The following is a 12,686-nucleotide window of genomic DNA, read 5'->3' as shown; positions in this document are numbered from 1 at the left end:
TTTTTCTTTGCCTGGAGAAAACTGCGCCAAATAAAAAAGGCGTTCCGTCTGGGCGGAACGCCTTCACGCAAGCTGCCCCTCTTGAGGCAAGTGCCACCTCGGAGGATGGGCGCTTCTTGTAGATTGTATGGAGCTTTAAGCACGCTCCGTGCCAGTTCGCTTATCAGCACGCCCTGCGGGCTTTTGAGAGGTCAGTGCTTCCCAGGCGGGCATGTTGTTGCACTTGAAAAGTGCGCAGTGAGCCGAAATGGTGCGTCGTTAGTCCAGCCAGTTGGCCTGCGGAAAGGTCATGCGGAGGGATTCCGGTATTTCCACCATCCGCGAATACGAGTAGTCGAAGAGGACGAAGCCGGACTTGGCCATGGCTACCAGCTTTCCATCAGCGGGGCGGGTTGCGGAAGGTGATGTCACCGCCGTAGCGGTTGAAGTCCATCACTCCCACCTCGAAGCACGGCTGGTCCTGCGCGTGGGCTTCGTTTCGGTAGGTGGTGGCGAGTTTGGTGACGATGATGCCGGCGCGGTCAGCGCCCGTCTCGGTGATCCCGTAGTCGTACAGGAAGCGCGCTCGGGCTTCGGAAATCATCGAGGTCATCGAGTCGTTGCCCGGGTGGTTTGCGCCGTTGATGCCGGTGACGCGCACAGTGAGGTGGGTGGAGTAGCAGAACTGGTCCCCTGGAAGGCTCAGTGCCAGGGGCGGGCCATCGTTGAAAACTCAGGGGACAGGGGGCGCGGATTCTACCTGCCCCTGGCTTGGGCCCGCCTGATCATTCGCCAGGTGAATGACTCAGCGATGCAGGCTGTTCAGCCAGTGGAACGTGACTCGCCCGCCTTCGTTCTCCGGGCCGTAGTTGTCCTGGATGTAGGCCCCGGCCTTGAAGTACAGCTGCTGCGTGCTCCAGTAGCCGCTCAGTTGCCGATACAGTCCGCCGTCGTCACCTTTGCTGATGACGGTGATGCCCAGGCGACCTGTTGGTGTCAGCCGCAAGTCATAGCCAAAGCGCTCATCCAGGTCGACGTTTTCCACCAGCACCACGTTCTCCACGTGCTTGTCGCCGGGCCGCTTGCGCAGCAGCGCTTCAATCCGGCCATTGCCGTCCTTGTAGTGGTACTGCAGTTTCAGCAGCGGATCATTTTCACTGCCGGCCTCGTCCTTGCTATGGATCTGCCCGATGACCACCTTGTTGCGGCTAGGCACCTGCCGAACGGTCAGCACGGCACTGAGGTAGTTATCCGCACCCCCGTAGTACCAGTAGCTCAGCGTGCCATCGGCCTGGGTCTCCCGCAGTTCGCTGCGCGGGTAGCGTGCGTCTTCGCTGCGGCTGCCGGTCACGGGAACCCAGAAGGTGATACTGCCGTCACGGCTGCGCCGGAAGTACTGACTTTCGTAGCCGTTGTTCAGGCGCTGGGGGCTGATTTCTGTGGCCGAGGTGTGGGTGGGGATTGCCAGTTGCCAGGTGCTGAGGTCGATCACGCGCGGTCCTTGGTGCGGGATGGAAGACCCCAGATCGGACCGGCGTGATGCCTGAAGTTCAGCAAGGCACAGGTTTTGCGACGAGTTGCATCCGCTCAGTGACGCAGCAGCCCGACGCTGCGCAGGAAGTGCTCGACATCTGTGGTGTAGCCGTTGTCCCGGCCGAGTTTGTGGTTGATCTGCCGGTGCGACATGTCCACGTCCATGACCTCCACACGCTTGCCCAGCTTGCGTGCCTTGGCGGCGAAGCTCCGGGCCTGGGGGCAGGCGTCGTCGCGGCGGGTGGAGCACACTGCCAGCAGCGGTGCGCCGGCCTGCTCCAGGCGCAGGGTGGGGGAGGCTGCGCGCCAGGTGGTGGGTTCCTCGCCGAAGGCGCGGTCATAGAGCTTCAGGTGCGGGCCGCGCATCACCGTCTCGACGTTGAAGGCGGCACTGTCCAGGACGACGCTCCCGATCCAGGGGCGCGCACCTTGCTGGGCGGCGATTTCCGGCGCGGCATCCAGTAGGGCGATCAGATGCGCCCCTGCCGAATGCCCCATCAGGACGAAGCGCGCCGGGTCTGCCTGCCATCCGCTCGCCAACTGCTGGGCATGCGCCAGAGCGCGGGCCACGTCGTCGGCCTGGGCCAGTGGCGGGGTGTCGGGGAGCATGCGGTAGTTGGTGGAGACCAGCACCACGCCCTGGGGCACCCAGCGCAGTGCCTTGTTCAGAGCGACGCTGCCGTTGTCCTTGTCGCCATTGGCCCAGCCACCGCCGTGGACCATGAAGATCACCGGCGCCGGCCCGCGACTGGGGCTGGTGGGCAGGTAGACATCGAAGCGTTGTCGTTCATCGTTGCCGTAGGCGATATCCCGCAGGACGCGGATTCCCGCCTGCTCCAGCTGGCGGGCTTCCAGGCGGTCTTGCAGCAGGCCGGCACAGGCGGGTTGCAGGGGCAGGGCGAGCAGCAGGACGAGGCAGCAAAGCAAGCGGGTCATGGACATGGTGGGCTTCCGAGGCGGAGTGTCGTGAACCTGATACGCCGCTCGCCGAACATCCCTGCGTTTTTGCGTGCCCCAACGAAACAGCGCCCCGAAGGGGCGCTGTGTGGCGATCAGGAGGATGCTTTGCGAGGCTTCGCCTCGATCAGTCCATCAGACCTGAACATCGCTTTGATGCCACGGATGGCCTGGCGGATTCGGTCCTGGTTCTCGATCAGGGCGAAGCGCACATGGTCGTCGCCGTATTCGCCGAAGCCGATGCCGGGGGAGACGCAGACCTTGGCCTCGGCCAGCAGCTTCTTGGCGAACTCCAAGGAGCCGAGGTGGGCGTAGGGCTCGGGGATCTTCGCCCAGATGTACATCGAAGCCTTGGGGTTCTCGACCATCCAGCCGGCTTCATGCAGGCCCTTGACCAGCATGTTGCGGCGCTGGCGGTACTGCTCGGCGATGTCGCGCACACACTGCTGGTCGCCTTCCAGCGCGGCGATGGCTGCCACCTGCAGCGGGGTGAAGGTGCCGTAGTCGTGGTAGCTCTTGATCCGCGCCAGGGCGCTGACCAGCTCCGGGTTGCCGACCATGAAGCCGATGCGCCAGCCGGCCATGTTGTAGCTCTTGGACAGGGTGAAGAACTCCACCGCGATGTCCTTGGCGCCGGGTACCTGCATGATCGACGGGGCCTTCCAGCCGTCGTAGACGATGTCGGCGTAGGCCAGGTCGTGGATCACCAGCACGTCGTACTGCTTGGCCAGGGCCACCACGCGTTCGAAGAAGTCCAGCTCCACGCACTGCGCAGTGGGGTTGGAGGGGAAGCCGATGATCATCATCTTCGGCTTGGGGATGGATTCGCGGATGGCGCGTTCCATCTCGGCGAAGAAGTCTACGCCGGGCACCAGCGGCACCGAGCGCACCTGGGCGCCGGCGATTACCGCGCCGTAGATGTGGATCGGGTAGCTGGGGTTAGGCACCAGCACCGTGTCGCCGTGGTCCAGGGTGGCCAGCATCAGGTGCGCGAGGCCTTCCTTGGAGCCGATGGTGACGATGGCTTCGCTTTCCGGATCGATCTCCACGTCATAGCGGTCCTTGTACCAGCGCGAGATGGCGCGGCGCAGGCGGGGAATACCGCGGGAGGTGGAGTATCCGTGGGTGTCTTCGCGCTGGGCGACCTGCACCAGCTTCTCGACGATGTGCGGCGGGGTGGCCCCATCGGGGTTGCCCATGGACAGGTCGATGATGTCCTCGCCACGACGGCGCGCGGCCATCTTGAGTTCGGCGGTGATGTTGAAGACGTAGGGGGGGAGACGATCGATACGCGCGAAACGGCGCGGAGAACGGGAGTCAGCCATGCTTTCCTCGGATACGTAAGCGCCCGGAACCGTCCGAGCGACGTCGGCCACATGGGTGGCCTGGCGGCGAAGATAAGCGCAGCGGTGGGGCGTTGTCGAGAAAAATCCGAGGCGCTGCGGGGCGCTTTCCTTCGGGGCGAATAGGGGGCTACAGGGCAGTGCGCATCGCGGATGAAGCTGCTCCTGCATGGCGTCAGCCCGCACCTGACATCGCGATCATTGGTGCTGACTCGGGCGCCGCTACGGTGGACCGGTGAAGTGCGGTCCGCCCTACGAATGCCCGCGTGCGGGGTTACTGCGGGATGAAGATGGAGAACTTCTTGTGGTGGGTGCTGCTGTTGACGTCACGCGCCTGGGCCACGAACCAGTGGGCAGTGGTGGAGGCGGTGGCGGCCTCGGCGTGGGAAGAGGGTCACCTTAGCGCGAGGTGCGGGTTCGCAGCAGGTACAGCCCGAGCCCGAGATGGTTGTACAGCTGGAGGCTGGGAGGGCAAGGCTGCTGTAACAGCGGGGGTTTTGACCCGTACAGTTGCCTTGCCGTCCTGGTCAGCGGAGCATCACCTGCTTCACCTGGCTCTCGGGGATGCGCTGCTCGCGGCCTTCGCTGTCTTCGAGTTCGAGCATGCCTGTTTCGGCGTCCAGCTCGGGCTTGCCGTCGCTGGTGAGCATCTGCCCGTCCGTGGTCTGGACGAGGTACTCGCTGGAGCAGCCTGCCAGGCCCAGCAGGCAGACGAAGATGAGGGGCCAGCGTTTCATGGGGATTCTCCTGTTCCGGTGGTTGTCGCTTCGCCATGGCCGATGGCCAGTGCGGGCGTTCAGGCATTTGGGCCGTCGCCTGTGCCGGGGAGTTCAGGAAAATTCTGTGCCCAAGAAAAAGCCCCGCACGGGGCGGGGCTCTTTCAACAACGCGTGGATCAGGCCTGGATGACAGGAATCTTGGCGTTGGCTGCAGCTTCGCGGAACTCGGCGATTTGGTCGAAGCTCAGGTAACGGTAGATATCGGCAGACATGCTGTCGATGTCCTTCGCATAGGCCATGTACTCCTCGACGGTCGGCAGCTTGCCGATGATCGACGCGACAGCGGCCAGCTCGGCAGATGCCAGGAACACGTCGGTGGCATCGCCCAGACGGTTCGGGAAGTTACGGGTCGAGGTGGAGACCACGGTCGAACCGGTCTGGACGCGAGCCTGGTTACCCATGCACAGCGAGCAGCCCGGCATTTCCATGCGTGCGCCAGCCTTGCCGTAGATGCCGTAGTAGCCTTCTTCGGTCAGCTGGTGGGCGTCCATCTTGGTCGGCGGGGCCAGCCACAGACGGGTCGGAATGCCACCCTTGACCTTGTCCAGCAGTTTGCCGGCGGCGCGGAAGTGACCGATGTTGGTCATGCAGGAACCGATGAACACTTCATCGATCTTGCGGCCCTGGACGCTGGACAGCAGGCGAGCGTCGTCCGGGTCGTTCGGGGCGCAGAGCACGGGCTCCTTGACGTCGGCCAGGTCGATCTCGATGACGGCGGCGTATTCGGCGTCCTTGTCGGCTTCCAGCAGCTCCGGCTTGGCCAGCCAGGCTTCCATCGCCTGGGCGCGACGCTCCAGGGTGCGGGCATCGCCGTAGCCTTCGCCGATCATCCAGCGCAGCAGGGTGATGTTGGACTGCAGGTATTCGGCGATGGCCTTCTCCGGCAGCTTGATGGTGCAGCCCGCAGCCGAACGCTCGGCGGAGGCGTCGGACAGCTCGAAGGCTTGCTCGACAGTCAGGTCGTTCAGGCCTTCGATCTCGAGGATGCGGCCGGAGAAGATGTTCTTCTTGCCTTTCTTCTCGACGGTCAGCAGGCCGGCCTGGATGGCGTAGTAGGGGATGGCATGCACCAGGTCACGCAGGGTGATACCGGGCTGCATCTTGCCCTTGAAGCGCACCAGCACGGATTCGGGCATGTCCAGCGGCATGACGCCGGTGGCGGCGGCGAAGGCCACCAGGCCGGAACCGGCCGGGAAGGAGATGCCGATCGGGAAGCGGGTGTGGGAGTCGCCACCGGTGCCGACGGTGTCAGGCAGCAGCATGCGGTTCAGCCAGCTGTGGATGATGCCGTCGCCCGGGCGCAGGGAAACACCGCCGCGGGTCATGATGAAGTCCGGCAGGGTGTGGTGGGTCTTGACGTCGATGGGCTTCGGATAGGCCGCGGTGTGGCAGAAGGACTGCATCACCAGGTCAGCGGAGAAGCCCAGGCAGGCCAGGTCCTTCAGCTCGTCGCGGGTCATCGGGCCCGTGGTGTCCTGGGAGCCGACGGTGGTCATCTTCGGTTCGCAGTAGGTGCCCGGACGGACGCCCTTGCCTTCCGGCAGGCCACAGGCGCGGCCGACCATCTTCTGCGCCAGGGTGTAGCCCTTGCCGCTGTCGGCGGGCGCTTCCGGCTTCTTGAACAGGTCGGACGCGGGCAGGCCCAGTTCGGCACGGGCCTTCTCGGTCAGGCCACGGCCTACGATCAGCGGGATACGGCCGCCGGCGCGGACTTCGTCCAGCAGGACCGGGGTCTTCAGTTCGAAGGTGGTGACCACTTCACCGCTGTCATGACGCACGACCTTGCCTTCGTATGGGTACACGTCGATGACGTCGCCCATGGCCAGGTTGGTGCAGTCGAATTCGATCGGCAGGGCGCCGGCGTCTTCCATGGTGTTGTAGAAGATCGGGGCGATCTTGGTGCCGAAGCAGAAGCCGCCAGCGCGCTTGTTCGGTACATAGGGAATGTCGTCGCCGAAGAACCACAGCACCGAGTTGGTGGCGGACTTGCGGGAGGAACCGGTACCGACCACGTCACCGACGTAGGCAACCGGGAAGCCCTTGGCCTTGACGGCTTCGATCTGCTTCAGCGGGCCGACGGAACCGGGTTGTACCGGCTCGATGCCGTCGCGGGCCATTTTTAGCATGGCCAGGGCGTGCAGCGGGATGTCGGGGCGCGACCAGGCGTCCGGAGCGGGGGACAGGTCGTCGGTGTTGGTTTCGCCGGGGACCTTGAACACGGTCAGGGTCAGCTTCTCGGCGACGGCCGGACGGGCCTTGAACCATTCGCCATCAGCCCAGGACTGCAGCACGGCCTTGGCGGCAGCGTTGCCGTTCTTGGCGCGCTCGGCGACGTCGTGGAAGGCGTCGAACATCAGCAGGGTGTGCTTCAACTGCGCGGCGGCGACTTCGGCCAGCTCGGCGCTGTCCAGCAGCTCCACCAGGGTGGCAATGTTGTAGCCGCCCTGCATGGTGCCGAGCAGCTCGACGGCGCGAGCCTTTGAGATCAGCGGAGAAGTGGCTTCGCCCTTGGCGACAGCGGAGAGGAAACCGGCCTTGACGTAGGCAGCTTCGTCAACGCCCGGGGGAACGCGGTTGGTGATCAGATCGACGAGGAATTCTTCTTCGCCAGCGGGCGGGTTCTTCAGCAGCTCGACCAGGCCTGCGGTCTGTTCGGCGTTCAGCGGCTGGGGTACGACCCCCTGGGCGGCACGCTCTTCTACGTGTTTGCGATAGGCTTCAAGCACAGTTTTACCCTCATCAGTGGTCCCTAGTCTTGGTTCGGGACGCTCATCCAGGATTCCACCAAACACATGCGCCGCGCGGCCTTTTGGGCCGCCTGGCCAGTGTTTCGATGGTTCCATCCAGAAGCTGCTTTCAAAGTTTTACGCCGGAAGGAAGAGCCTGATGAGGGCTGGCGTTGGGTCTCATCGGGAGAGGAGAACCCAGCGCCAAGATTTCCTGCCGGATCGACTGTGCTCGTGACGCTTTGAAAACAGCTTCCAACGGATTTGGCGCCTAAAACGGCGGACTGATTCTAAAGGAAAGCGGAACCGAAGTTAAGATAAAAGCCCCGCCTATCTCGGGGTGACCCTGCTTAGACAAAGGGCTAAGATGCCGCGTCCCTACCTGCGTTACCCAATGTCTCCGCCATGCCCAACCAGCGTATCAAGACGCCTTGCGTCGGCCTTTGCTCCACCGTCTACGGCGATACCGTGTGCCGGGGTTGCAAGCGTTTCCACCACGAGATCATCAACTGGAACCTCTATAACGACGAGGAGAAGCGCGCGGTCTGGCGGCGCCTGGAGCAATTGCTGGTGCAGGTGGTGGAAGCCAAGCTGGAGGTCTTCGACCCGGCGTTGCTGCGGGGCCAGTTGGAGCAGCGGCAGATCCGCTTCGTGCCGGAGCAGTCGGTGTATTGCTGGGCCTACCAGCTGATCGCGCGGGGCTCGCGGGTGATCAACCGCCTGGAGGCCTATGGGCTGGTGTTGATGCCGGAGTTCCGCGACTGGCCGCTGCCGGACCTGCGCGAGGCCATCGACCGCGAGTTCTTCCTGCTTTCCGAGGCACATTACGAGCGCTACATTGCCCCGCGCTTCCTGCGCGAGGGGATGGAATTCCGCGTTTGACCCGCCCATGAGAAAGCCGCCCGTCGGGCGGCTTTCCGTTCATCGCTCGATTCAGTGCTGGGCTACCAGCTCCTCCAGGTGGGCGATGATCTCGTCCGGCTTCAGCACCAGCACGTCGCTTTCCAGCGCATCCAGGACCACCTCTGCGGTGTTGCCGATCAGCGCGCCGGATAGGCCGGTACGGGCGACGGTGCCGATCACCGTGACGGCAGCCTTCAGGGTCTTCGCTGCATAGGGGATGATCACGTCCGCCGGGCCTTCGGCGATGTGCAGGTTGTCGTCGCTGACGTCGAACTCCTCCTGGAACTCCTTGCAGGCATTGCGGTAGCGCGTCTCGATGCTCTCCTTGAGCTGGAAGGTCGGGTCCGCTGCCGAGAGCATGGGGGAGGGGTGGGCGCTGACCACGTGCAGGCTGCCCCGCGCCAGGCCGGCAATGTCGTAGCCATGGCTGATGATGCTGGCGTGCAGGGTGCGGTGCGGGCCGTCGTTGTTGCCCACGTCCACTGCCGCGAGGATCACGCCACCGGTCCAGGGGGTGTCGGTCTTCACCATCAGCACCGGGCCGGGGCAGTAGCGCAGGAGTTTCCAGTCGTCCGGCGTGAGCAGGGCGCGCTTGAGTGGGTTTTCCGGCACGTGCTGCTTGATCACCAGGCCACAGCCCTCGGCCTGTTGCACAGTAATCACCGTCTGGTGCAGGTTCTCGTGCCAGGCCTGCTGGGTGCTGACGCTGTAGCCCTCGCCGGTCAGGGTGCCGGCCAGGTCGGCGAGCCAGGCGCTATGGTCCTGCTTGCGATCGCAGACCAGCAGGTGCAGGTGGGACTGGGTCACGCCGGCGATCAGCGTGGCGCGCTTGAGCGCCAGGCTCTCGGGGTGGCTCGGATCGACTACCACCAGAATGCTGCGAATGGCTTGCATGGTCATGCTCTCCCTGTGAGACAGATGGCTGGGAGTCACTCTAGCGGCGATTGCACGAACGTGCTTGATGCATATCAATCGCCGATGGCTGGTCGGCGACCGGCGCATTCGTATAATGCGCACCTTTTTGCCGAGGCTTCGCCGTGAGCGCCCTCGCTGTCTGCTGCCCGAACTGGAGTGCCCGCCCGATGAACCTGCCGGAGATCCACGATTTCCTCCCCTGCCGCACCCCGCAGGCCTGGGTAGAGGCGGCGCTGGCCGATCAGGAAACCCTGCTGATCGACCACAAGAACAACGAGTTCAAGGCGGCGTCCACCGCCATGGCGCTGATCGCCAAGTACAACACGCACCTCGACCTGATCAATTTCATGTCGCGCCTGGCCCGGGAGGAGCTTGTCCACCACGAGCAGGTGCTGCGGATCATGAAGAAGCGCCACATTCCCCTGCGGCCGGTATCGGCAGCGCGCTACGCCTCGGGCCTGCGCAAGGCGGTGCGCAACCACGAGCCGGCCAAGTTGGTGGATACGCTGGTGGTGGGCGCCTTCATCGAGGCACGCTCCTGCGAGCGCTTCGAGTCGCTGGTGCCGCATCTGGACGAGGACCTGGGCGCGTTCTATTTCGGCCTGCTGAAGAGCGAGTCGCGCCATTACCAGGGCTACCTGAAGCTGGCCTACCAGTACGGCGAAGCGGCGGACGTGGATGCGACGATCGAGCGGGTGCGTGGCGTGGAACAGGAGCTGATCGAGAGTCCCGACGAGGCGTTCCGCTTCCACAGCGGCGTTCCGGCCTGAATCCGGCCAGCAATGAAAAAGCGCCCCGAGGGGCGCTTTTTTTGTGGGCTGTGCCTGGTCAGTCCTTCACTTTCAGGTCCAGTGCCAGGTCGCGGGCGGCCTTTGTGGCGAGAACGCCCATGAGCTGGCCGATCTCGTCCTGACGGCTGGTGGCGCCGTTCTGGCTGGCACCCATCATCACGCTGGGCACCGGTGCCTGAGCAGCGGCCTCGGCCCACGCCTTGTTGATGGCGATCAGCGCGTCGAGCTTGGGCTGCAGCGCGCCGTCCGCCTTGATCACGGCCTCGCGGGCATAGGCCTCGGCGTCGGCGGTGATCTTGGTGGCCTGGGCGGTGATGCTGGCCTTGTCGCGCAGCAGCTCGGCGGTCTGTTTCTCGATCTCGGCGCGGCCTTTCTCGCGTTCGGCGTTGATGATCGCCAGTTGCTTCTCGGTCTCGGCCTGGGTGGTGCGTTCGATCTGGTCGCGCAGGGTTTCCTGGCGGCGGGCTTCCACTTCCTTTTCACCGCGGGCGGTGACCAGCAGCTTCTCTTCCTCTTCCTTCAGGCGGTTCTGGCGCGCCACGGCCAGTTCGGCCAGTGCCTGCTGGACCTTGACCATGCGCTGCTTGTACTGCGGGTTGGGGTCGACGTTGGTGATGCGCGCCTCCACCACTTCCACGCCGTACTTGCGGAACTGCTGCTGCTTGCGCACCGGGATGCCCTTGGAGTCGATCACCTTCTCGGTGACGAACTGGCTGGCGTTGTTGTCGCCGAAGGTGCCCTGCTCGGTACCGGCCTGAAGGATGGCCGTCTGGTGGGGCATGGCGCCGCGCGGGCCGCGCACTTCCTTGCGCTTGATCAGATAGAGGCCATCGTTGAGCTGGTTTTCGAACTCGGCGGCGAATTCGCTGCGGGCACCGGCATAGAAGTCGTCGGCGGTCATCAGGGATGCAGTGGCCTGCAGGGTCTCCTTGATGGCCGGAACCAGGGCCGTGCGGATGAAGTTCTCGGGGTTGCGATACTCCTGGGCGATCTTCAGGAACTGCTCATCGCCCGGCAGGCGGAAGCGCGCGGAGGATTCCACCTTGGCGTCGACGTTGCCGAGGAAGACGATGGGGAAGGCTTCGATCGTGGCGCCGAGGGAGTCGTTGTCGCTGTTCTCGTCGATCTGGTTAAGCGCTTCGGTGAGCACCGACTGCACGCTCAGAGCCTTCTTCCAGGGGGTGGCGCGGCCGAACCATTTGGTGGCGTAGCCGACGTCGTCCACTACTTTCTCCTCGCCGAATATGGTCCGCACGTGGGTGGCGAAGCCGGCTTCGTTATAGAAGAAAATGCCGTTGAACAGGACGAAACCGAGGCCGGCAGCGGCAGCGCCGCCGACCAGGTACTTGATGTAGGGGGCGTTCGCGAACTGCATGGTCGCTCCTTGACGGTTTGGGACACGGCATGCTGGAGGTCGCATGCCGCCTCGTCAAGCTACGCTCACGCGGGCTGCGGGCAGGTTCTCGCTGCAGGGGTCAGTCGAGGACGAATGGCGCTTGGCGAAAACCGTCAGCGTCCACTTCCAGCGCCCAGCCCTGGCGATCCCAATCTCCCAGTACGATGCGCTGTGCCGGTTGCCCGTCGATTTCCAGGATGTGTACCGCTGGTCGATGGGTATGGCCGTGGATGAGCGTGGGTACTTTGGCATCGATCATCACCCGGGTGACTTCCTCGGGGGTGACATCGACGATGTCGTAGGCCTTCTGCCGGGTCTGGGCGCGGCTCTCGCTGCGCAGCTTGCGGGCCAGGCGGTGGCGCACGCGCAGGGGCAGGTGGCGCAGGACGAAGAGGGTCAGCGGGTGACGCAGGATGCGGCGCAGGCGCATGTACGCCTCGTCGCGGGTGCACAGGCTGTCGCCGTGCATCAACAGCACCGGGTGGCCGGCCAGTTCAGTTTGGGCCGGGTCGTTCAGCAGGGTGCAGCCGGCCTCGCGGCAGAATCGCTCGCCGACGAGGAAGTCGCGGTTGCCGTGCATCAGGAACAGCCGCGTGCCGCCGTCAGCCACCTGCCGCAGGGCGCGGGCGATGGTGTGCTGGTAGGGGGTCATGGCGTCGTCGCCGATCCAGGCTTCGAAGAAGTCGCCGAGGATATACAGCGCTTCGGCCTGGCGGGCGCGGGTGTCGAGGAAACGAAGAAACGCCCGGGTGATGTCCGGGCGTTCCTCTTCGAGATGCAGGTCGGAGATCAGCAGGATCACTCGACGATCTCGGCCTTCTCGATGATCACGTCTTCGACCGGGACGTCCTGATGGCCAGCCTTCATGGTGGTGGCCACGCCCTTGATTGCGTTGACCACGTCCATGCCTTCGGTCACCTGGCCGAACACTGCGTAGCCCCAGCCCTGGGTGGTGGGGGCGCTGTGGTCGAGGAAGTCGTTGTCGGAAACGTTGATGAAGAACTGCGCGGAGGCGGAGTGCGGGTCCATGGTGCGGGCCATGGCGATGGTGCCGACCTTGTTCGACAGGCCGTTGTTGGCCTCGTTCTTGATCGGTGCGCGGGTGGATTTCTGCTTCATGCCGGGCTCGAAGCCGCCGCCCTGGATCATGAAGTTGGAGATGACGCGGTGGAACACGGTGCCGTCGTAGTGGCCGGCCTTTACGTATTCCTTGAAGTTGGCGGTGGTTTCAGGCGCTTTGTCCTCGAAGAGTTCCAGGGTGATGACGCCGTGGTTGGTGTGCAGCTTGATCATGGGCAATTCGCTCTGAACGTGAAATCCGAAGGCCTGTCAGGGGGTTGACAGCTTCGGTATGATAAGCGCTT

Annotated in this window: 11 protein-coding genes and 1 pseudogene; 2 read left to right on the top strand and 10 right to left on the bottom strand. The window is 64.2% G+C overall.

Annotation, left to right across the window (positions count from 1 at the left end):
• Window positions 1-258: 258 nt before the first annotated feature.
• From A9G05_RS18555 to acnB, 6 genes and pseudogenes are all read right to left on the bottom strand, one after another.
• Window positions 259-691 (bottom strand): annotated as a pseudogene (locus tag A9G05_RS18555) (thioesterase family protein).
• Between the two features lie 93 nt (window positions 692-784).
• Window positions 785-1,471, bottom strand: a complete 687-nt coding sequence (locus A9G05_RS18550; protein WP_069562370.1) for a polysaccharide lyase family 7 protein — start codon at window positions 1,469-1,471, stop codon at window positions 785-787.
• Window positions 1,472-1,566: 95 nt separating this feature from the next.
• Window positions 1,567-2,454: an alpha/beta hydrolase gene (locus A9G05_RS18545; RefSeq protein ID WP_218187203.1), complete on the bottom strand. Its 888-nt coding sequence runs from the start codon at window positions 2,452-2,454 to the stop codon at window positions 1,567-1,569.
• 110 nt (window positions 2,455-2,564) lie between these two features.
• A complete protein-coding gene (gene alaC / locus A9G05_RS18540) occupies window positions 2,565-3,794 on the bottom strand; it encodes an alanine transaminase (protein ID WP_069562369.1) in 1,230 nt (409 codons plus the stop codon).
• Between the two features lie 545 nt (window positions 3,795-4,339).
• Complete coding sequence (locus A9G05_RS18535) at window positions 4,340-4,549, bottom strand: YgdI/YgdR family lipoprotein (protein ID WP_069562368.1); 210 nt, start codon at window positions 4,547-4,549, stop codon at window positions 4,340-4,342.
• A gap of 158 nt (window positions 4,550-4,707) precedes the next feature.
• Entirely contained in the window at window positions 4,708-7,317 is a 2,610-nt protein-coding gene (acnB, locus tag A9G05_RS18530; protein WP_069562367.1) for a bifunctional aconitate hydratase 2/2-methylisocitrate dehydratase, read from the bottom strand.
• A gap of 405 nt (window positions 7,318-7,722) precedes the next feature.
• On the opposite strand from acnB, the gene A9G05_RS18525 reads away from it, so the two are divergent.
• On the top strand, window positions 7,723-8,199 hold the full coding sequence (locus A9G05_RS18525; RefSeq protein ID WP_069562366.1) for a DUF1289 domain-containing protein: 477 nt from the start codon (window positions 7,723-7,725) through the stop codon (window positions 8,197-8,199).
• A gap of 51 nt (window positions 8,200-8,250) precedes the next feature.
• Here A9G05_RS18525 and A9G05_RS18520 read toward each other — a convergent pair whose 3' ends face one another.
• Complete coding sequence (locus tag A9G05_RS18520; protein ID WP_069562373.1) at window positions 8,251-9,114, bottom strand: universal stress protein; 864 nt, start codon at window positions 9,112-9,114, stop codon at window positions 8,251-8,253.
• Between the two features lie 188 nt (window positions 9,115-9,302).
• Here A9G05_RS18520 and A9G05_RS18515 point away from each other — a divergent pair, with 188 nt between their 5' ends.
• Window positions 9,303-9,905 carry a tRNA-(ms[2]io[6]A)-hydroxylase gene (locus A9G05_RS18515; protein WP_069562365.1) on the top strand — a complete coding sequence of 201 codons (603 nt, stop codon included), beginning with the start codon at window positions 9,303-9,305 and terminating at the stop codon, window positions 9,903-9,905.
• A gap of 58 nt (window positions 9,906-9,963) precedes the next feature.
• On the opposite strand, the gene A9G05_RS18510 is transcribed toward A9G05_RS18515, so the two are convergent.
• From A9G05_RS18510 to A9G05_RS18500, 3 genes are all read right to left on the bottom strand, one after another.
• On the bottom strand, window positions 9,964-11,301 hold the full coding sequence (locus A9G05_RS18510; RefSeq protein WP_069562364.1) for an SPFH domain-containing protein: 1,338 nt from the start codon (window positions 11,299-11,301) through the stop codon (window positions 9,964-9,966).
• Window positions 11,302-11,401: 100 nt separating this feature from the next.
• Entirely contained in the window at window positions 11,402-12,124 is a 723-nt protein-coding gene (gene lpxH, locus A9G05_RS18505) for a UDP-2,3-diacylglucosamine diphosphatase (protein WP_069562363.1), read from the bottom strand.
• Window positions 12,121-12,615: a peptidylprolyl isomerase gene (locus A9G05_RS18500; protein WP_044401686.1), complete on the bottom strand. Its 495-nt coding sequence runs from the start codon at window positions 12,613-12,615 to the stop codon at window positions 12,121-12,123. The genes lpxH and A9G05_RS18500 overlap by 4 nt, the downstream gene beginning before the upstream one ends.
• Window positions 12,616-12,686 lie beyond the last annotated feature (71 nt).

The sequence above is a fragment of the Pseudomonas sp. ENNP23 genome (assembly GCF_001728945.1).
GTDB classification, from domain to species: domain Bacteria; phylum Pseudomonadota; class Gammaproteobacteria; order Pseudomonadales; family Pseudomonadaceae; genus Metapseudomonas; species Metapseudomonas otitidis.
The sequence above is the reverse complement of the archived record's forward strand: the minus strand, read 5'-3'. Positions and strand labels throughout refer to the sequence as shown.

What these genes read in the sequence shown, in the direction of transcription:
- A9G05_RS18510 (WP_069562364.1), bottom strand. Translation starts at nt 11,301, where the DNA reads ATGCAGTTCGCGAACGCCCCCTACATCAAGTACCTGGTCGGCGGCGCT.
- A9G05_RS18515 (WP_069562365.1), top strand. Translation starts at nt 9,303, where the DNA reads ATGAACCTGCCGGAGATCCACGATTTCCTCCCCTGCCGCACCCCGCAG.
- A9G05_RS18500 (WP_044401686.1), bottom strand. Translation starts at nt 12,615, where the DNA reads ATGATCAAGCTGCACACCAACCACGGCGTCATCACCCTGGAACTCTTC.
- A9G05_RS18520 (WP_069562373.1), bottom strand. Translation starts at nt 9,114, where the DNA reads ATGCAAGCCATTCGCAGCATTCTGGTGGTAGTCGATCCGAGCCACCCC.
- A9G05_RS18545 (WP_218187203.1), bottom strand. Translation starts at nt 2,454, where the DNA reads ATGTCCATGACCCGCTTGCTTTGCTGCCTCGTCCTGCTGCTCGCCCTG.
- alaC (WP_069562369.1), bottom strand. Translation starts at nt 3,794, where the DNA reads ATGGCTGACTCCCGTTCTCCGCGCCGTTTCGCGCGTATCGATCGTCTC.
- A9G05_RS18535 (WP_069562368.1), bottom strand. Translation starts at nt 4,549, where the DNA reads ATGAAACGCTGGCCCCTCATCTTCGTCTGCCTGCTGGGCCTGGCAGGC.
- A9G05_RS18525 (WP_069562366.1), top strand. Translation starts at nt 7,723, where the DNA reads ATGCCCAACCAGCGTATCAAGACGCCTTGCGTCGGCCTTTGCTCCACC.